General features: G+C 41.5%; 18 protein-coding genes and 1 pseudogene. 7 read left to right on the top strand and 12 right to left on the bottom strand.

The genetic code is table 11. The features are described from left to right. Positions 1-62: 62 nt before the first annotated feature. Positions 63-1,265, bottom strand: a complete 1,203-nt coding sequence (locus ACLGGR_RS17330) for an MFS transporter (protein ID WP_410973560.1) — start codon at positions 1,263-1,265, stop codon at positions 63-65. 103 nt (positions 1,266-1,368) lie between these two features. Here ACLGGR_RS17330 and ACLGGR_RS17325 point away from each other — a divergent pair, with 103 nt between their 5' ends. Then, complete coding sequence (locus ACLGGR_RS17325; RefSeq protein WP_410973559.1) at positions 1,369-2,277, top strand: LysR family transcriptional regulator; 909 nt, start codon at positions 1,369-1,371, stop codon at positions 2,275-2,277. 34 nt (positions 2,278-2,311) lie between these two features. Here the strand turns inward: ACLGGR_RS17325 and ACLGGR_RS17320 are convergent, their stop codons facing one another. Next, positions 2,312-2,791, bottom strand: a complete 480-nt coding sequence (locus tag ACLGGR_RS17320) for an aminoacyl-tRNA deacylase (protein WP_410973558.1) — start codon at positions 2,789-2,791, stop codon at positions 2,312-2,314. Between the two features lie 145 nt (positions 2,792-2,936). Here ACLGGR_RS17320 and ACLGGR_RS17315 point away from each other — a divergent pair, with 145 nt between their 5' ends. Next, entirely contained in the window at positions 2,937-4,136 is a 1,200-nt protein-coding gene (locus ACLGGR_RS17315; protein WP_410973557.1) for an MFS transporter, read from the top strand. A gap of 16 nt (positions 4,137-4,152) precedes the next feature. On the opposite strand, the gene ACLGGR_RS17310 is transcribed toward ACLGGR_RS17315, so the two are convergent. Continuing rightward, on the bottom strand, positions 4,153-4,884 hold the full coding sequence (locus ACLGGR_RS17310) for a MurR/RpiR family transcriptional regulator (protein WP_142946405.1): 732 nt from the start codon (positions 4,882-4,884) through the stop codon (positions 4,153-4,155). A 197-nt stretch (positions 4,885-5,081) separates the two neighbouring features. Here ACLGGR_RS17310 and ACLGGR_RS17305 point away from each other — a divergent pair, with 197 nt between their 5' ends. After that, positions 5,082-6,410 carry a 6-phospho-beta-glucosidase gene (locus tag ACLGGR_RS17305; RefSeq protein WP_041116119.1) on the top strand — a complete coding sequence of 443 codons (1,329 nt, stop codon included), beginning with the start codon at positions 5,082-5,084 and terminating at the stop codon, positions 6,408-6,410. Between the two features lie 34 nt (positions 6,411-6,444). Here ACLGGR_RS17305 and ACLGGR_RS17300 read toward each other — a convergent pair whose 3' ends face one another. Continuing rightward, positions 6,445-7,092 (bottom strand): DUF3885 domain-containing protein, encoded by a 648-nt coding sequence (locus ACLGGR_RS17300; protein ID WP_410973556.1) that lies wholly within the window; start codon positions 7,090-7,092, stop codon positions 6,445-6,447. 113 nt (positions 7,093-7,205) lie between these two features. Between ACLGGR_RS17300 and ACLGGR_RS17295 the strand changes: the two genes are divergently transcribed. Next, the gene (locus tag ACLGGR_RS17295; protein ID WP_410973555.1) at positions 7,206-7,412 is read left to right on the top strand and encodes a hypothetical protein; all 207 of its coding nucleotides are present in this window, start codon (positions 7,206-7,208) and stop codon (positions 7,410-7,412) included. A gap of 10 nt (positions 7,413-7,422) precedes the next feature. Here the strand turns inward: ACLGGR_RS17295 and ACLGGR_RS17290 are convergent, their stop codons facing one another. Both ACLGGR_RS17290 and ACLGGR_RS17285 read right to left on the bottom strand, forming a co-directional pair. Continuing rightward, positions 7,423-8,334 (bottom strand): NAD(P)/FAD-dependent oxidoreductase, encoded by a 912-nt coding sequence (locus ACLGGR_RS17290; protein WP_410973554.1) that lies wholly within the window; start codon positions 8,332-8,334, stop codon positions 7,423-7,425. Between the two features lie 65 nt (positions 8,335-8,399). After that, positions 8,400-8,837 (bottom strand): Rrf2 family transcriptional regulator, encoded by a 438-nt coding sequence (locus tag ACLGGR_RS17285; protein ID WP_323649569.1) that lies wholly within the window; start codon positions 8,835-8,837, stop codon positions 8,400-8,402. A gap of 184 nt (positions 8,838-9,021) precedes the next feature. On the opposite strand from ACLGGR_RS17285, the gene ACLGGR_RS17280 reads away from it, so the two are divergent. Further along, on the top strand, positions 9,022-9,393 hold the full coding sequence (locus tag ACLGGR_RS17280) for a hypothetical protein (RefSeq protein WP_039177014.1): 372 nt from the start codon (positions 9,022-9,024) through the stop codon (positions 9,391-9,393). Between the two features lie 91 nt (positions 9,394-9,484). Here the strand turns inward: ACLGGR_RS17280 and ACLGGR_RS17275 are convergent, their stop codons facing one another. Both ACLGGR_RS17275 and ACLGGR_RS17270 read right to left on the bottom strand, forming a co-directional pair. After that, on the bottom strand, positions 9,485-10,810 hold the full coding sequence (locus ACLGGR_RS17275; protein WP_251217033.1) for a 6-phospho-alpha-glucosidase: 1,326 nt from the start codon (positions 10,808-10,810) through the stop codon (positions 9,485-9,487). A gap of 17 nt (positions 10,811-10,827) precedes the next feature. Next, a complete protein-coding gene (locus tag ACLGGR_RS17270) occupies positions 10,828-12,417 on the bottom strand; it encodes an alpha-glucoside-specific PTS transporter subunit IIBC (RefSeq protein WP_410973553.1) in 1,590 nt (529 codons plus the stop codon). Between the two features lie 148 nt (positions 12,418-12,565). Here ACLGGR_RS17270 and ACLGGR_RS17265 point away from each other — a divergent pair, with 148 nt between their 5' ends. Beyond that, complete coding sequence (locus ACLGGR_RS17265) at positions 12,566-13,330, top strand: MurR/RpiR family transcriptional regulator (protein WP_410973552.1); 765 nt, start codon at positions 12,566-12,568, stop codon at positions 13,328-13,330. Positions 13,331-13,473: 143 nt separating this feature from the next. Here ACLGGR_RS17265 and ACLGGR_RS17260 read toward each other — a convergent pair. The 4 genes and pseudogenes from ACLGGR_RS17260 to ACLGGR_RS17245 all read right to left on the bottom strand — a co-directional run. Next, positions 13,474-13,917 (bottom strand): annotated as a pseudogene (locus ACLGGR_RS17260) (SMI1/KNR4 family protein); the annotation flags it as partial. Positions 13,918-14,023: 106 nt separating this feature from the next. Further along, a complete protein-coding gene (locus tag ACLGGR_RS17255; RefSeq protein ID WP_202739330.1) occupies positions 14,024-14,998 on the bottom strand; it encodes a tRNA dihydrouridine synthase in 975 nt (324 codons plus the stop codon). A 250-nt stretch (positions 14,999-15,248) separates the two neighbouring features. Continuing rightward, the gene (gene rlmD, locus ACLGGR_RS17250) at positions 15,249-16,628 is read right to left on the bottom strand and encodes a 23S rRNA (uracil(1939)-C(5))-methyltransferase RlmD (RefSeq protein ID WP_410973551.1); all 1,380 of its coding nucleotides are present in this window, start codon (positions 16,626-16,628) and stop codon (positions 15,249-15,251) included. A 61-nt stretch (positions 16,629-16,689) separates the two neighbouring features. Then, positions 16,690-17,598: a diacylglycerol kinase gene (locus ACLGGR_RS17245; RefSeq protein WP_024424554.1), complete on the bottom strand. Its 909-nt coding sequence runs from the start codon at positions 17,596-17,598 to the stop codon at positions 16,690-16,692. A 182-nt stretch (positions 17,599-17,780) separates the two neighbouring features. Here ACLGGR_RS17245 and ACLGGR_RS17240 point away from each other — a divergent pair, with 182 nt between their 5' ends. Continuing rightward, entirely contained in the window at positions 17,781-18,734 is a 954-nt protein-coding gene (locus ACLGGR_RS17240) for a nucleoside hydrolase (RefSeq protein ID WP_061110519.1), read from the top strand. Positions 18,735-18,743: the final 9 nt, after the last annotated feature.

Genomic DNA, 18,743 nt, shown 5'->3' with positions numbered 1-18,743 from the left:
AAACCATGACTGCCTCTTGCATTCAGCGCATGAGGCAGTTTTTTAGTATAATGATTGATTTTTTACGCTGAATCAGAAGAAACATGCAGCTCCCTGCCTCTTGCCCACATGCTGACAAGCAATAAGCTTATGATGAGCATCAGCCAAAAGACGCTGCTTGATCCAAAAAGCTGAATCATCGTATATCCGCACAAGGGTCCTAAAGCCGCTCCCATATCTTGAACAAAGGAATAGCTTGCGAGGAAGCGATTTTTATCTGTTTGAGCAGAGGCTTTTTGAAAGGCAAGTGTATCCGTTAATGTCGTTAAGATCGTTGACAGCAGCTGGATCAAAAGCAGCATCACAAGAAACCAGCCGCTTACCTTCAGCATGACCGCAAGAAGACTGAGACCTCCAAATGAAAGAAACATCCAGCAAAGTGTTCGTTCCTTCATCACAAGGCCATCAAACCATCTGCCAGTTTTCGGTGCTACAAATGGTTCCCACCCCCATCTGAGCGCTTGAATGATTCCACTTAAAGCCGAAGCTCCAATGACAAAGCCGAACAGAGCAAATTCACCATGACCGATCCTTGCTTCAATGACATGGCTCAGCGTTGATGCGAATAACCCTTGTATCACAAGTGCGATCAGCATACCTGTCATTAATACTTTCACAACATCTCGTGCAAGCCACCTCTGTTTGATGACTTGATACACCTGCCTCTCTTCGCCCTTTTCAATCTCATCCAAAGAGACATAAAAAATGAGCGCCAGCAATGAGAGTAAACCAAAGACAAGCGTCATGGATTGAAAGCCGATCAGGCTGGCGAATATTCCGCCAAATAACATGCCAAATAAACTGCCAAGCCGGTAAAGCCCATTATAAATACCCGTATAATGCCCTTGTGAGCCTTCCTCCATTTCAGCAATCAATCTCATCCCGCTCATGCGCAATAACGTCCATGCCAGCCCCCAAGCGCAGCGGCAGATCAGCAACAGCCAAAAACCGCTCACACCATAAAGCACTGTGGTCACGGACGCAATCAAAATAGCGATCAATACACCAGTCTTCATTGGGACAAACCGATAAAACCACCAAACGACAGGTGTTAGCGGGATGCGGATGAATCGGTTAATGGACAGCAGCAGCCCAACCTCCCAAATAGATGATAAACCAATCTCTTTCCAATAGATCGGAAGAACAATATAAAGCATTGAATCCCCAATCAGTGCAAATGCTGTGATAAGCGATATTGAGACCACTTGCTTTTGACGATGATCCATTTTCCCTTCCCCCTTCTCTACCTTTACGATAAGGGATGCCTTATAATAAATCTAATGAATGTTTTTGATTAAAACATCAAAATAATTGATAGGTGGTGCAAAGTTGAATTTACATGCCCTTCGGATATTTGCAAAGGTCGCAGAGACAAAAAGCGTTACACAAACAGCAGATGTACTGTCATTGACACAGCCAGCTGTCACGGCTCAGCTTAGAAGCATTGAAAGTGAGATCGGGTTCCGTCTGTTTAAACGAAATGGCAGAGGCATTACACTTACGGAAATGGGGAAAATTCTATACCCTTATGCCCGGCAAGTGTTCGAGGCTGAAAAGGAAGTAGAATATCAGATCACACTTTTACAAAACGGAAAAAAGGGGCGGCTCCGCATCGCTTCTACCTATGTACCACTTAACTTTTTACTGCCAGATTGGCTTGCTGCCTTTAAAACATCTTCACCACAGACAGAAATTGAATTAAAAAGCGGAAACTCCGCTCAAGTTTTAGAGAGCCTGCTTCAATATGAATCAGATGTCGCCATCGCTGTGATCGAAGATCTGCACCATGAGGAGATTCTCACCTCTCATTTAACGAATTTGAGCTATGATTTTATTGTGCCGGCAGACCATCAGTTGAACGGAAAAACGGTCCCGCTAGAGCGCCTGAGTCAGGAGCCTTTTTTGATGCGTGAAGAAGGCAGTTCCACAAGAGATAAACTCTTTTCATTATTTACCTCGAAAGGGATCAAAAAACCGACCGTTGATTTACAATTCAGCGGAGTTCATGAAGCGATTCAAATGATCAAAGCTGGATATGGCATTACCCTTGTTCCCCGTGATGCGGTTCAAGGCAGTCTCAAGCGGAAAGAAATTGGGCGCGTGTACATTGAAGGCATTGAGATCGTCAGACCGGTTGTTGTGTGCAAACGGGCGAATGATCTTGAAGAAAATAGAACCGTAGATGCCTTCCTGCAAATGAAAGGTATCGGTCCATTTACTACGCCTGCTGCCAATTAAAAAAGTGCCTGCTTCAGAAACAGGCACTTTTTTTCTATTCGGCTGGCTGCACGATGTCAAACGGTACAGCTTTTGAGGCTTTCACTAATTGTTCTGGTGTGATGAGGATTTCATTTCCCCATTCGCCTGCCCCAACACCTAATATCTCCTCTCCTAATAATGAAGCCTCAATAATGGTGCGGAATCCTTCTGGCTGCCAGCAAAACGGCGGAATCGAACCAATGCGATAGCCCGTCACTTCAAGAACCTTCTCCGGTGAAGCCATTTTTATATTACGGGAGCCGGCCGCTTTCTTTAGTTTCCCTGACTTAATATGCTGATCAGCGCCAACCATCACAAGCAGCTGCTCCCCTTCTCCTGTTTCAAAAATCAATGTTTTAATCATTTGTCTTTCACGAAAACCAAGGGCTGCCGCTACATTTGCTGCTCCCTTTTCTGTTTCGGAAGAAAATGTTTTGATCTCATATGGGATGTCGTGTTTGTCCAAAAAGTCATGTGCCGGTAATTTTTTCAATCGATTGAACCCCTTTCCTTACAATGTTCTTCATTTAGCTTATCACAATCTTCTCATCCTTAAGATGTATTTTTCAATGGAAAGCCTAAGGACCCTTCATCACCATGCTATACTAAACTTGTTTTTGAAAAGGAGCCGGTTTGATATGGGAAACAAGTTTTGGTGTTATACAGGCAGTAAAAGCCTTCTCATGCTGAGTGATATTCTATTTTTGATGATCATCACGTTAGTTATTTATCAAGATACACAATCTGTTGCCTATGCGGCTGTATTTCCGCTAATAAGAACGCTATGTCAGCTATTGGCCGGGCTTATCTCTCCTGTTTTGACCGCTCACTTTCAAGCCGATCGTCTATTGAAATGGGTCCCTCTTTTACGGATTGCGATGCTCGTTGTATTCACATCCCAATTTCATTTCTTTCAGCAGCATCTAGTCTGGCTGTTTAGCGCGTTCATTTTAATTTCCATCACAGGCGGGCTTATTAGTCCTTTATTACAGGCCATCATGCCGATACTTGTGCCAGAAAATCAGCTTGTGAAAGCGAACAGTACAGCCTCCATTTTTTATCAATCTGTTCAAATTGCCGGCTATACGTTTACTGGAATGCTTGTCCTGTTGATTGGCCCGTTTTATTTAATGTGGGCTTCTTGTTTCATGATTGTGTTGTCTTATCTATTTATCATCCCTGTTTTTTCTCTACTCAAGCAAGAAGACACGGTTCAAAAAGCAAATACGATGAACAGGTTCAAGGAAGGCTGGAAGATCATTTGGACCAACAAAACGGTGCGCACCCTGACCTTCATGGATGTTTGTGAAAATATTGCAGGTGCTTTGTGGGTCGGACCGGTTACGCTTGCCTTTGTCACTCTTGTTTTAAAGCAAGGTGAGGAATGGTGGGGATTTATCAATGCTGCTTATTATATAGGTGCCATTATAGGCGGGATCTTGGCTGCATGGCTGAGCCGGTTTATTCAAAAACAGCTTCTCCTCTTTATGGCAGCAGGCTCTTTTATTTATGCAGTGCTGACCATTCTGTTTTCGCTGAACAGCCTGCCATGGCTTGCGTTGCTGCTTTGTATTTTAATGGGGCCAGCCTATCAAATTCGGGATGTTTCTCAGCAAACCATTCTTCAAACAGAAACGCCAGTCCATGACTTATCAAAAGTGTATTCAGCTCAATACGTCCTCTCTTCTATGTCTGTCAGTTTATCTATTTTCTTTGTTGGATTGATTGCGGATACATTTGGAACGAGATTTGTGTATTTGCTAGGAGGTCTGTTTGTACTCGTCTGTTCCGGCATTGCCATCCTTTCTTTTATAAAGCAGAAAAAAGAGAGCAGCTGATGTATGAGCGGCTCTTTTACTTTTCTTTTAACATCGCGAACATGTCACGGGCCATGGCTTCTAAAATATACACAACTGGCGTCTGTGTGGTGATATTGGCTCTGTGAACCCGCTCATCTGTGACGTAGTAGGCAATATTTAAATCTGAAATACGCGAAATCGTGCAGTGCTGGTTATTCGTAATACTAATGATTGTGCTGCCTTCTCTTTTTAACTTCGAAATATGATCAATCGTAATACTGTTCTCTCCTGATACAGACAGCACAATGGTGACACTATTGTCTAAATACTGCATATTCATCGGAAAAAACGGATCATTGATGTAAAATGAAAATTTCTCAAGACTTGAAAAGTACCTTGCCCCATACTGCGCCAAAATGCCAGAACTGCCCGTGCCAATAAACAGCACATTTTTCGCATCGGCAATGAGCCTTGCTGCCTCTTTAATCTTCCCTTCAAAGTCCCCTTTTAGGGTACGTTCAATAAATTCATACAAAAAGTGCTGGGTGCTTTTTAGAGTAGGTGTCTGCTCTGATTCTAAATACATTTTGAGCTTCACTTTAAACTCTGAAAAGCCTTCACAATTTACTTTTCGGCAAAAGCGAAGGACAGACGAAGTAGAAATATGCGCAGCATCTGCAAGGTCTCGAATTCTCATGTACACGACCTTTTCACTGTTTTCCATGATATATCGGTATAAAGCGCTTTCTAGTTCATTAAAGCTGGAAATGATCTCACTTGAAAACATCTGACTTCCCCTTTCTCCAACAACATGTCACAATGTGTTTCTTTTATGTAACAAATCTCTAAATAGGGCACCCTTGCCTAAAGACGCTGAAGTCATTTACGCACGAGATGCTCTAACGATAAGCTATAGATGTACAAAATAAAAAAGACTTTTCTCTATTATAACATTGCGCGTTACATTATTCGGAGGTGCAGAACATGGCAAAAGGATTAAAGGTTGTCACAATTGGTGGAGGATCAAGCTATACACCAGAGCTTGTAGAAGGATTCATTAAACGGTACGATGAATTTCCGATTAGCGAGCTTTGGCTCGTTGATATTGAAGCGGGAAAAGAAAAGCTTGAGATCGTCGGAAATCTTGCAAAACGCATGGTCAAAAAAGCAGGTCTTCCGATCGAGGTTCATTTAACTTTAGATCGCAGGAAAGCACTTGTAGATGCTGATTTTGTCACAACACAATTCCGTGTCGGACTTCTTGAAGCACGTATGAAGGATGAACGCATCCCTTTAAAATATGATGTCATTGGTCAAGAAACAAATGGTCCAGGGGGTCTATTCAAAGGACTTCGCACCATTCCTGTCATTCTTGATATTGTCAAAGATATTGAAGAGCTTTGCCCGAATGCATGGCTTGTGAATTTCACAAATCCAGCTGGTATGGTCACTGAAGCCGTTCTTCGTTATTCAAACCATCGCAAAGTCGTTGGTTTATGTAACGTGCCTATCGGTATTCGCATGGGAATTGCCAAAGGACTTGATGTCGACGCAAGCAGAGTTGAAGTCAGCTTTGCTGGATTAAACCATATGGTCTTTGGGCTTAATGTATTCTTAGACGGCAAAAGCATCATGGATCAAGTCATTGAAGACATGGCTGATCCAAACTCCAGCATGTCGATGAACAACATTCAAGCGATTCCATGGGATGCTGATTTCTTAAAAGGGCTTGGCGTCATTCCTTGTCCGTATCACCGTTACTACTACAAAACAAGTGATATGCTGGCTGAGGAAAAGAAAGCAGCAGCAAATGAAGGAACTCGTGCTGAAGTCGTTCGCGCATTAGAAAATGATCTGTTTGAGCTTTACAAAGACCCTGATCTCGACATCAAGCCGCCACAGCTTGAAAAACGAGGCGGTGCCTACTACAGTGATGCAGCTTGTAACTTGATTGCATCCATTTATAACGACAAGCATGACATTCAGCCTGTAAACACCATTAATAATGGGGCAATTAGTGACATTCCAAATGATTCTGCCGTTGAACTCAACTGCGTTATCACAAAAGACGGTCCTAAACCAATCGCTGTTGGTGAAATGCCAGTTGCTGTCAAAGGACTCATTTCTCAAATTAAATCCTTTGAACGTGTAGCTGCTGAAGCAGCCGTGACAGGCGATTACAATACAGCTCTTGTCGCAATGACCATCAACCCGCTTGTCCCATCAGATGCCATTGCAAAAAGCATCCTAGATGAAATGCTAGAAGCACACAAAGAATATTTGCCGCAGTTCTTCAATAAAGTAGAAGCATAAAAAGAAGCCGCACTTGTCGAAAGTGCGGTTTTTCTTATTTCGCTGCAAACAGGCGGTCCATCTGAGCGCGATCATAGTCTAATAGCCAGTGCTGTAAGCCTTCATAGACTGGTCTTAAATGTTCCGGCTCTGCCGCAATGAGATCACAGCCTCGATCATCATATAAGTGAAAAATCATTTTTTTAGAAAGATTGATAAGATAGATTTCATACCCCAGTCTTCCCTTCAAAATCTGATTTGGTGTAAAAAAACCTTCTTGGCATATCGCATGAAGCAAAGGGCGCAACCGAATATCTCGCAGACGGCAGTTGATTGTAAACCGCTCTAACTTCATGCTCTCTTCTATTTCTGGGTGTACATAAGTCAAAAGCTCATGACGCAATCGGTAACGCATTTTTCGATTGACATATTTCTGGTATACCAAGAGCTTACGCTTCGTTAATTCATGTTCATGTTCTGTATACACATCCGTTACAAGCAGCATCTCGTCTTCTGGATCAAAAGCATATTTCACAATCTCTAAAGCACGATCTCCCGCTTTTTCTAATAAAATCGATTCTTTTCCTAATGACCAATCTGCCACTTCAAACCGAAGCCCAATAGGCCACCCATAAAAAAGCGGCGGCGTGAGGATAAGATCAGGAAAATGATTTTTTAAAAATCTATTGGTTTGATCGCTCATTTGCTTCCCTTTCACTCGTTTTATTTCTTATTTTACCGTTGAAACGTATAGGAAAACAATTGGAAATAAACTGTCATTTCTTATATGATAGAAAGAGATGGAGGTGTGGCCAATTGAAAACATCAAAATGGTTTTTACAAGTGTTCCTTACAGCACTGATCACCATGTGGATACAGGCTGGACTTGATCAGGCGAACATCATTCAGATCACCAATGTATGGGTCGATGTCAGCAGCTGGATCCTGATCTTCTTTGTTATCTACGCACTTTTTGAATGGACAGCTCACGTCTTAACAAAATGGAAAACCGCTCTCCGCTGAACATCTCTTTTCATAGAGATGTTTTTTCTTGAAATTCTTCTTGCACAAGTTCATGAATGACGCCCATTCCTGCCTGGCTTCCAGCTGATGCTGCGAGAACTAACTGAGCAGGACCGCCTAAATTATCACCACATGCAAAGACACCACTGACGGTTGTACGTCCAAGAATATCTGTTTCAATCCCCGCATTCTTCGTCATTTGACAGCCAAGCTTTTCGGGAAATGGGGCTGACTGCTTGAATTCACTTGCGACAAAACCGCCTTCCCTATTCACTATCTCCCCATTCGCAAGCTGTAGAGAGCGCAGCTGTCCATTGTCATGATCAATCGACACAATTGGCACATCAATGACTTGAATAGAATGTGCCGTCAGAAGCGTCTTGTCTTCTTCAGCTAACATGTGCCCATTCGTAAACACGATCAAATCCTTTGTCCAATTGGAAAGAAGCTTAGCCATGTGCAAGGCTCGCTGATTCTCTGCAATGAGGGCAAGTGCTTTCTCCTTTAATTCCCATCCATCACAGAAAGGACAGCTAAACAACGTTTTTCCATACACATCATGAATTCCTTCGATCTCTGGCAGTATATCCTGAAGACCTGTTGCTAGGATGATTTTTTTCGCTTCAAATGCATCCCCCTCATGTGTCAGTAACGTAAAGCTTTCCTCTTTCTTTTGTATATCAACAATTCTACTTCGTTTCATTTGGATATGAGGGTATTTTTGAAGATCTGCCTCTCCGGCTTGTCTAATCTCAAATGGTGTCATTCCATCGTTTGTAATAAATCCATGTGATTCCTGCGTCACTCGATTTCTTGGCAGCTCATCATCGAATACAATGACCTGCTTTCTGCCTCTTCCTACAACAAGTGCTGCACTTAATCCGGCTGGCCCGCCTCCGATAATGGCACAATCTAATATCATAAAAATCTCTCCTTTTTTATTCAAGACTTTAAAGACACTTAATATCTATAATTAGTTCAAAAAAATCACACGTTGAAAAATGGATTTTTTTCTGTCTGTTCAATTTGGTTCGCAATATCAATTAACCGTTTTTGACTTAACGTCTCCTGCATTTTCGTTTCCACATCCTGCATGACTTGTTCAATCAAACAGCCATCATGAGGCATGAAGGAGTCGTGCTCTAAAGAGCAGCGAAATAAATTCGTTTGTCCTTCTACAGCCTGAATGACATCTAAAAACGAAATGTCTTCCTTTCGTTTGATAAGGGTGTATCCTCCCTTTGCACCAGGTGTAGACTCAATCAATCCCGCCTTCACAAGCTTTGTTAAAATTTTGGATAAATAGGTTGGTGAAAGGTCTTGCATCTTAGCAAGAGGCTCAACGCCAATCGCTTTACCCTTTGGCGCAAGAGTTAAAAACACCATCGTATGCAGCGCATAGTTGGTCGCTTTAGAATATTTCATGAGAAAACTCCTTTCTATCTATTATAGACCTTTTATATCTACAATTGATCATAGATGATTCAAGAGAAAAAAGCAAGTGTTGTGGATCTGCTCCACTTTTCATTCCACATTTCACATTTCCTTCCGATAATAGAAGTAAGCACGGAATAAAGTTTTGATTGAGAACGAGAAGGAGTGAAGAAAAATGTCAGATCAACAGCACAATGCAGCACACGAAGAAGAAGAGGAATTTAACGTATACGACATGCTTCCGCCCGCAGGTACAATCATCGGAGAAGCAACAGAAGAAGAAATGGAAGCCGCAGCAGCACTTGAAGTGAGACATGTTGCGTTCATGCGCCTTCAAGATATGTACATTCAATTTGATGGCTCGTCTTACAAAGACTTATTAAAAGACTTCCAAGAATTCGAATTGGATTCCACAAAATTCTGGAGAGCCATTGCTAGACGTCTTCAAATTCCATACGAATGGCCAATCCGAATCGACCACGCTAACGGCCCTATTTATATTGGTGAAACAGAGGATAGCCGTGAGGTTGAGGAGAGTGCAGAGTAAGGGGGCCTTTTCCTCTCCATCACAATACATCGGTTAAAAAAAACAAATAAGCAATATGAGCGCTGTGACGCCCATATTGCTTATTCTTTTGTTATGTTAACTCTGGCCAAAATGCTTGATTTGCCATAATTAAGTCGTCTAAAATATCTTTTGCTACTTTAGCACTCGGCACCGTTTTCGATAATGTGATAGCCTGCCATAGTTTTTGATAGGACCCTTCTTCAAATGCTTCTACTACTAGTTTTTCTACGCCAACTTGCTGCTCCATGAGACTTTTTTGGAATCTTGGAATCTCTCCAACTACTAATTTTTCTGGACCGCTGCTCCCAACAATACAAGGAATTTCGACCATGGCTGTTGGATCAAAGTTCCTAATGGCGCCATTGTTCTCTACAATCATCAGCATCCGTTCCTTTTTATTAAAAGCAATAGCTCTTGCTAAATCAACAATATAAGAAGCGTGCTCATCAATGGTCAGCTTTGTTTCCTTTGCAGTTCCTTTATCAATGATAGCCTGACATTCACTAAAAACAAAAGCTTCCCGTCCCTCCATCACTTCATTGGCACGTGTGAACTCGATATTTGAATGTGCCACTTCTTCATCTGGAAATAGATAGTATTTCAAATACGTATTCGGTACCGTTTTTGGATCAAGTGCTTGAATATCTTTAGCCTTTTTTAATGTGCTGTTCCAGCTCTTCTGCTGTTCTAATTCAGATGTGCCATCTGTTGCATAACCATGCTGGCTTACATGCTTAATCACCTCAGGCATTAAGCTATTTCCTGATTTATCTCGAATATCGGTCCACCAGCCAAAATGATTTAAACCATAGTAATCGACTTCTAATTCTTTCCGTGAAGATAAGCCTAAATTCTTTGCAATTAATTCTTCAATGCCAATTGGCATATCACATATGTTTAAAATCTTAGAATTCGGTCTTAGCTTACGTGTTGCCTCTGCTACTATCGCTGCAGGGTTAGAATAGTTTAACATCCAAGCATCAGGTGAGTATTTTTCCATATAATCGACAAGTTCTAATACACCTGGAATGGACCGCATTCCGTAAGCTATTCCGCCTGGACCGCATGTTTCCTGTCCGACGACTCCATGCTTCAATGGAATTTTCTCATCTAATTCACGCATTGCATATTTGCCGACACGAATATGCGCCATCACAAAATCGACTTGAGTAAAGGCTTCTTCTGGGTCCGTGCTTGCCAGTAATCGTACTTCTGGTGCTCGTTCTTTTAACATAATCTCACATGCATCTGCAATCGTCTTTTGTCTAGCTTCATCATTATCATAGAGTTTAATTGTATGAATTGGGAACTCATCTAGATAGTCTAACAGCATCAAAATGATTCCCGGTGTAAATGTACTTCCGCCTCCAGCAATAGTAATATTAAATCTTTTCATCATATCCAGCTCCTTTTTCAATCTAATGAAAGTTTTGTCTCAAAGGACTCTCTTACTTGCGGTACACTTAAGCCAACAATGATTTGAATGCTTTGACCACTCTTCGCCATGCCGTGTGCCAGTTTATTTTCTGTAAAGTAGTCCCTATCTTTCACCAAGCTAGGGTCAATCACTGTAATACGCAGACGCGTGGCACAGTTTGTCACATCTTTAATGTTTTCTTTACCGCCAAGGCCTTCTAAGAAATAAACGGCTTTCTCTTCATACTCAGACGCATAAACGGGCGCTTTCTTTTGGTCATGCCCTTTTTTATAAGCATTCTCATAATCTTGTTTTGTATATAGCCTCGTCTCCTCCTCGTGTTTTCGTCCTGGTAATGGAATATCAAATTTCACAATCATCCATCTAAAGATGACAAAATACACTGCTGTAAAGAGAAGTCCAATCATCGCTTGGATCAGATAAATCCCTCCATGATTTGAAGAGAGCGGAATCCAGTTCAATGCAGCTATCTCGATAAGCCCGGAACCCATCATTCCGACAACACCAAACATATTCATGATTGTCACCATGGTCGCTCCAAGAAGTGCATGTATCACAAATAAATAAGGCGCGAGAAATAGAAACGTAAATTCAAGCGGTTCTGTAATTCCGGCAAATATGGCTGTCAATGTGGCGGGTAATACCAATGCCAAAACCTTTTTTCTGTTTTCTTTCGGTGTAGAAAAATACATGGCTAGAGCTATCCCTAAACAGCCGAACATCTTAATATTCCCATGCAATAAAAATCCGTATGGATAAAGATCCTTCAAATCAGAAGTTGAGGACGCAAATTCATTTAAGTGAGCAATCCAATATGGTTTTAACCCCCCATTTACAGCCGCTGGACCAAACTCAAAAGGTGTATAAATAAAATGGTGAAGTCCTGTTGGAATTAACACCCTTTCCAAGAAATGAAACAGCCAGACACCAATATAACCAGACTGTGCCATGAACCCTTGGAGAGATTGAATCCCCTGCTGAACATAGGGCCATACAAAAGCAACGATAAAAGCAATAGGAATCATCACAAAGAATCCGATGATGACAACAAATACAAGCCCCTGAAAAATCCCGAGCATCTCAGGCAGCTTTTGATCATAAAAACGATTATGAATCCAAATGACGATTCCAGATATCATCACCGCACCAATGATACTTGTATCCAGCGTAGGTATACCCGCAATTTCTTTTACTCCCGCTACGTTCTCGACACCTTGCGATAAATCAACACCAAAAGTAGACGGCCAAAGTGTCAAAATAGCATGAATATAATTGTTAAATACGAGATAAATCATCAAAGCTGCGAGCGTCGCACGTGCTTGCGCTTTTTTTGCAAGTGAGATGGGCAATCCAATCACAAAGGCTAATTCCATATGATTGAAAATCGTCCATCCCCCGCTTTCAATCAGTGACCAAACCTTGTACCACATCGTACCTTCTTCAGCCATTTCCCCCATAATCGCTGGATTCTTACATAAAGTCGCGAGGCCGACAACAATACCAAAAAACGCGAATAAAAGTACAGGAACTACCATAGCACTGCCAAACCGCTTGATTGCATTCATAAGCATAACCCCTTTGCTTGATCCATAACATCACTGTAAAGGCAGCGCTTACAAAAACCAATAGGTTTGACGTATTTAGAAATCAAGTTGTAACATTAGATTATATTTTCACAGGAAGAAAATATTTTCATGTTGGAGGGCACATCGCATGATACTGGACAAGCTGGTAAATGAATACTTCGAAGATTTAAATAAGAATGACCTGCACATTATTAAAACGATCCATGATCATCTTGAAGAAATGAAGACAATGAAAATTCAGGACCTTGCTCGCTATGCTCATACTTCCATCTCATCCATTCATAGGCTTGCCAAGAAAATAGGGTTCGACGGCTACAGTGACTTAAAGTCTTATGTGAAATTAAATGCTTTCACTGAAGAGACAACACAGGATTTAATGAAGCTGCTCGATCAAGATATCCAGCAGACAAGAAAATATATGGAGCAGCTGGACTTTCATCAATTAAATCAACTGATAGATCGTGCACCGTATATTTATATTTATGGTACAGGAACAGCACAGCTCGATTTGGCCAATGATGTACAACGGCAGCTATGGTCACTGCATAAAAAATCCCAAGTATTACGAAGCAAGCGAGACTTAACAGATGGAATCATTGAATTTGGTGAGGATGACCTTTTATTTATCATTTCTTTATCAGGTGAATCGAAGAATTTAGATGAAATCATTCAATTGGTGAAAACAAGGCATATCAAATTTATCAGCATGACCACATTGAGGAATAACCTCCTTGCACAAAATGCCATGTTTAACATCTATGTAAGCAGCACCCCGTTTCACTTATATAACAAAGTGGACAACTCCAGCTTTCTGCCATTTTACATTGTGGCAGATATTATCGTCAGGAAATTTAGTGAGTGGAAAGTGAACCAATTGAATAATAGGACTTAAACATAACAGGTACAGTTTTGGAGAGAGATTCAATGTTGCTTCGCAAAAAAAAGAGAGACTCTTTTGTCTCTCTCAAAAAACACTGTATAACACGGATTTGATGAAATATATCTACTTGCGGCTGCCTTTTCCTATGAATGTTATTCAGCAGTATAATGCCCAGCAATCAGTTCATCAAACGAATCCGCTAATTTGAAATCCGTCTCATCTTCTAGATCAAAGTAGTGAATCGGTGGATGTTCCTTCGTTTCTCTGTAATCCAATGCAATCCACGTATGACCATCACCAGAAATGAGCACAAGTCCCTCAGGCAATTCCCATTCTTCTATTAAATAATCACTATCCATAATGCCTTCATTTTTGGCAATTCCTCTTAAATGATCAAATGACACATGATCCTCTGCCCATCCATTCGGTTGATCCGTTGGAAAAGCATTATGCAGGGTATACCCGCCATTTTGTTCGAGGATAAGTTTCTTATATGTATCAGGCAAGATGACGCCTAGCTTCTTTTCCGCTTTTGCAATGCCTTTCTCATTGATTTTCTTAAATGTTTCTTCGCTTTCTCTATCCCAAAATGGTTTCAAATAAAATACCTCCAATTGTTATTTCTATCTCATTTCACCATTTAAGCGAACTAGTTTAATAGTCCTATTAAATAAAAAAAAGAAGGGTTCCCCCTCCTCTTTTTGGTCATGATTGTTCTTGATTTCTCGCTTCAAACTCATCCAGCATTGCACGCACTTCATCTGTTGATGATGTGTTCATTAATTGATTTCTTAAGAAACTCGCTCCTCTGAATCCTTTTACATAAATCTTAAAGAAACGGTGAAGTGCCTTGAATGGACGTAGACCTAGTGATGAGTATTGATCATGGAGATCAAGATGTAATCTTAAAAGACCGAGCAGTTCATCACTTGTATGCTCCTTTGGCTCTTTTTCAAAAGCAAATGGGTTATGGAAAATCCCACGCCCAATCATCACACCGTCCACTCCATACTGTTCAGCGAGCTTTAAGCCTGTTTGACGATCAGGAATATCACCATTGATTGTCAAAAGAGTATCAGGTGCTACTTCATCACGAAGTTTTTTGATCTCAGGAATGAGCTCCCAATGCGCATCCACCTGGCTCATTTCCTTTCTTGTGCGAAGATGGATTGATAAATTCACAATGTCTTGCTCCAAAATGTGTCTAAGCCACCCGCGCCATTCATCGACTTCAGTAAAACCAAGTCTTGTTTTGACGCTGACAGGTAATCCCCCAGCTTTTGCCGCTTGAATCAGCTCTGCCGCAACATCTGGACGAAGAATCAAGCCACTGCCCTTCCCGTTTTGCGTAACATTAGGGACAGGACAACCCATATTAATATCAAGCCCCTGAAATCCTAACTCCGCCATTCCAATACTCATTTGTCTAAAGTTCTCAGGCTTGTCTCCCCAAATATGAGCAACAATCGGCTGCTCATCCTCTGTAAAGGTTAAACGCCCCTTCACACTTTGAATACCATCAGGGTGGCAATAGCTCTCACTGTTCGTAAACTCTGTAAAAAACACATCAGGTCTCGCCGCCTCACTCACAACATGACGAAACACAACATCTGTCACTTCTTCCATTGGTGCTAATATAAAAAATGGCCGCGGTAAATCAAGCCAGAAATTTTTACTCATCTTTCATCCAATTCCTCTCATGACATAGCGCCTAAAGGGCATGTCCTTCTATAAAGTCTTTCAGCAATTTTTATCATTATATACTTTAATATGAACCGGGCAAAATTGCAAAAAAGGACATTTCATAACCAAATGCGAGGTAAATATTAATTTTTGACCTCTGGTTAACCTATTTTATGTAATTAGAGCAGGCAAAAATAAAAATATCCCGATATCGATGTTTTTCACGAAATCGGGATGTCTCAATACATTACTGATTAATCACAAGACTTGCTACACACTCCACATGGTTTGTATGCGGAAACATATCCACAGGCTGCACTTCCTCTATCACATACCCACCATCTTCAAGAATACGCAAATCACGGGCGAGCGTCCCGGGATTACAAGACACATACACAACTCGTTTTGGTTTCATCTTTAAAATCGTATCAAGCAGTGCTTCGTCACAGCCTTTTCTTGGCGGATCGACGACGAGGGTGTCTGCTTTGATGCCTTCTTTGTACCAGTTTGGGATGACCGTTTCTGCTTCGCCGACTGCAAATTCGACGTTGTTGATTCCGTTTAAGGCAGCGTTGCGTTTTGCGTCTTCAATCGCTTCTGGCACAATTTCTACGCCATATACTCTGCCTGCTTTTTGTGCGAGAAATAAGGAAATCGTACCGATTCCGCAGTAGGCATCGATGACAGTTTCTTCTCCTTGCAGCTCTGCATATTCAAGCGCTTTGTCATAAAGCACCTTTGTTTGAGCTGGGTTTACTTGATAAAAGGAGCGGGCTGAAATGGCAAATTTGATGTCGCCAATCGTGTCATAAATGTATTCTTCGCCCCATAAAACGGTTGTTTCGTCTCCGAAAATGACATTTGTTTTCTTTGAATTCACGTTTTGTACAATTGACCGAACATGTGGGAAGCGTGCTATAATCTGCTCAATCACCTGCTGCTTTTGCGGAAAGTCAGCCGTTCTAGTCACAAACACAACCATCATTTCACCTGTTGCAATACCGTAGCGAACCATCACATGACGCAGCCAGCCTTTGTGCCGCTCTTCGTTATATGCTTTGATGCCAAACGCATTGCATATGTCTTTTACTGCCTGTACCACTTCGTCGTTTTCTGACTGTTGAATTAAACATTTTTCCATATCAATGATTTCATGAGTACGTTGCTGATAAAACCCTGCAACAAGTCCGCCTTCGCGTTCGCCAACTGGAACTTGTGCTTTGTTTCGGTAATTCCAAGGGTCTTCCATGCCGAGTACAGGATGAACTTTTACACGGCTCATATCAAGCTTGCCGATCCGCTCTAAAACGTCCTTTACTTGTTTCTGTTTAAAAAGCAGTTGGCCTTCATAGCTCATATGCTGAATTTGACAGCCGCCGCACTGCTTGTAAATGGGACATGGCGCATCTTGCCTGTGCTGACTTTCCTTTGTCAGCTCCATGAGTCGTCCAAAAGCAAATCCTTTTTTGACTCGTGTGACTTTGATTTGCCCTTGTTCGTCAGGAAGGGCATTTGGTACAAAGACAGGGAATCCTTCAATTTTTGCTACACCTGCACCTTCATGCGTTAAGTCTTCGAAGGTTACATTGTAGTATTCATTCTTTTCAACAGGCGGTTTCATTTTCACCAATTTTATCACCTCATTTGCAAAGAAAAACTTGGCCGCCATAAGGAACCAAGTTCAGTCTTCACCCTATTTTTTCAGCTGTTGCTTTTGGCACAATAAATTCAATATGGCGATACAGGTTTTCAAATTCACCTGGCAGCATGCCGCCGTATTCACCATCTAAATTCAATTGCATTTTATCTTTTACATCTACCTTCACGCGATTCGCTTTTGCGTAGATGACATTGTTATCATGAATATGCTCGCCTCTGAGTGCAAGGCTGACCACTCGAATAGCTTCTGCTAGATTGACCTTCTTTAGAATGATGAGGTCAAACATCCCATCATCTAAAATGGAATCTGGCGCTAGTTTTTCAAAGCCGCCTACTGAGTTTGTGAGTGAAACAAGAAACAGCATGATTTCTCCATGAAACAATTTGCCGTCATATTCAATTTCGACTTCTGTCGGGCGGATAGAAGGAAGCATCTCCATGCCTTTTAAATAATAAGCAAGCTGTCCAAGCATGGTCTTCAGTTTACTAGGCACCTCATAGGTGAGCTCTGTTAACCGGCCGCCGCCAGCAATATTAATAAAATAATGGCCATTGACTTTACCGATATCAAGCGGCTTCGCTACACCCTCAATAATGGCATCTGTCGCTTTCAAAACACCTTCTCGTGGAATTCCAAGTGCTCTTGCGAAGTCATTTGTTGTTCCAACTGGAATAATTCCTAGTTTTGGTCTTTTTTCAAGCGGTGCTAGTCCGTTGACGACTTCATTGATCGTGCCGTCTCCACCTGCTGCTACAATTAAATCAAAATCTCTCTGTGCGGCTTTTTCTGCTGCTTGCGTGGCATCTCCTGCACATGTCGTCGCATGACAAGAAGTTTCATAGCCAGCTTGTTCAAATTTTTGCAAAACCTGCGGTAAATTCTTCTTGAAGAGTTCACGCCCAGATGTCGGATTGTATATAATTCGAGCACGTTTCATTCATCATCATCCTATATTCATTATGCAATCTATTTTCACCACTAACAACCTTTAATTATACTATGAGATTTGAAAATGGCAACAAAACAACCACCTAATTATGTGAAATCTCCTAGCCAATCTCCCTCAGCAAGAAAGCATTCTGATAAGATAAAAGAAAACACTGTAAAGGATGATATGCGATGAAAAAGCCTGTCTATTTTAATCATGACGGCGGTGTTGATGACCTCGTCTCTTTATTTCTTCTCCTTCAAATGGAACATCTGAAAGTCATCGGAATGTCTGTGATTCCTGCTGATTGTTATTTAGAGCCTGCTCTTAGTGCATCTCAAAAAATCATTGATCGATTCAGTCCTTATGAAATTGAAGTCGCTGCTTCAACTTCTAGAGGCGTCAATCCATTTCCGAAGGAGTGGCGCATGCATGCTTTTTATGTAGATGCTCTGCCAATTTTAAATGAAAAAGGCACTGTTGATACTAAAGTGTCCAAGCTGCCAGCACACCTTCATCTAATTGAAACAGTTAAGAAGGCAAAAGAACCTGTCACCCTGCTCTTTACTGGTCCGCTCACAGATCTTGCACGCGCTTTAGAAGAAGATCCTTCGATCTCTAATAAAATTGAGAAATTGGTGTGGATGGGCGGCACGTTCCTTGAAAAAGGCAATGTTGAAGAGCCCGAGCATGACGGGACAGCAGAATGGAATGCATTTTGGGATCCTTATGCTGTGAGCACTGTCTTTCAGGAACCGTTTCCTATTGAAATGGTCGCACTTGAAAGTACAAATCAAGTCCCGCTTACACTTGATGTACGTCAGCGCTGGGCTTCCCTTCGTTCTCATATTGGAATAGATTTTATCGGTCAGTGCTACGCCTTTTGCCCGCCGCTCATTCATCATGAGACGAACTCGACGTATTACTTATGGGATGTGCTGACAACGATTACTCTTGCATCTACATCATTTACCCGTTCAAAAGAAGTTAATGCGATCGTTTATACCGAGACGCCAAAGCAAGGACGCACCGAAGAGCATCCAGATGGAAAATCAATTCAAGTGATTGACCATGTCGATCGTGATGCCTTTTTCCACGCATTTGAAGAACTTATGAGAAAAGCTGTTTGTCAGATTTCAAAATAAAAAAAGCCC

The sequence above is a fragment of the Bacillus sp. BD48 genome, from assembly GCF_046566805.1.
GTDB classification, from domain to species: Bacteria; Bacillota; Bacilli; order Bacillales; family Bacillaceae; genus Bacillus; species Bacillus safensis.
The sequence above is the reverse complement of the archived record's forward strand: the minus strand, read 5'-3'. Positions and strand labels throughout refer to the sequence as shown.

Bases quoted from the DNA above. Each gene is read 5' to 3' on its own strand.
- ACLGGR_RS17255 (WP_202739330.1), bottom strand. From the start codon at position 14,998: ATGAGTAAAAATTTCTGGCTTGATTTACCGCGGCCATTTTTTATATTA.
- ACLGGR_RS17330 (WP_410973560.1), bottom strand. From the start codon at position 1,265: ATGGATCATCGTCAAAAGCAAGTGGTCTCAATATCGCTTATCACAGCA.
- ACLGGR_RS17315 (WP_410973557.1), top strand. From the start codon at position 2,937: ATGGGAAACAAGTTTTGGTGTTATACAGGCAGTAAAAGCCTTCTCATG.
- ACLGGR_RS17285 (WP_323649569.1), bottom strand. From the start codon at position 8,837: ATGAAATATTCTAAAGCGACCAACTATGCGCTGCATACGATGGTGTTT.
- ACLGGR_RS17265 (WP_410973552.1), top strand. From the start codon at position 12,566: ATGATACTGGACAAGCTGGTAAATGAATACTTCGAAGATTTAAATAAG.
- ACLGGR_RS17275 (WP_251217033.1), bottom strand. From the start codon at position 10,810: ATGAAAAGATTTAATATTACTATTGCTGGAGGCGGAAGTACATTTACA.
- ACLGGR_RS17270 (WP_410973553.1), bottom strand. From the start codon at position 12,417: ATGAATGCAATCAAGCGGTTTGGCAGTGCTATGGTAGTTCCTGTACTT.
- ACLGGR_RS17300 (WP_410973556.1), bottom strand. From the start codon at position 7,092: ATGAGCGATCAAACCAATAGATTTTTAAAAAATCATTTTCCTGATCTT.
- ACLGGR_RS17240 (WP_061110519.1), top strand. From the start codon at position 17,781: ATGAAAAAGCCTGTCTATTTTAATCATGACGGCGGTGTTGATGACCTC.
- ACLGGR_RS17280 (WP_039177014.1), top strand. From the start codon at position 9,022: ATGTCAGATCAACAGCACAATGCAGCACACGAAGAAGAAGAGGAATTT.
- ACLGGR_RS17245 (WP_024424554.1), bottom strand. From the start codon at position 17,598: ATGAAACGTGCTCGAATTATATACAATCCGACATCTGGGCGTGAACTC.
- ACLGGR_RS17290 (WP_410973554.1), bottom strand. From the start codon at position 8,334: ATGATATTAGATTGTGCCATTATCGGAGGCGGGCCAGCCGGATTAAGT.
- ACLGGR_RS17305 (WP_041116119.1), top strand. From the start codon at position 5,082: ATGGCAAAAGGATTAAAGGTTGTCACAATTGGTGGAGGATCAAGCTAT.
- ACLGGR_RS17310 (WP_142946405.1), bottom strand. From the start codon at position 4,884: ATGTTTTCAAGTGAGATCATTTCCAGCTTTAATGAACTAGAAAGCGCT.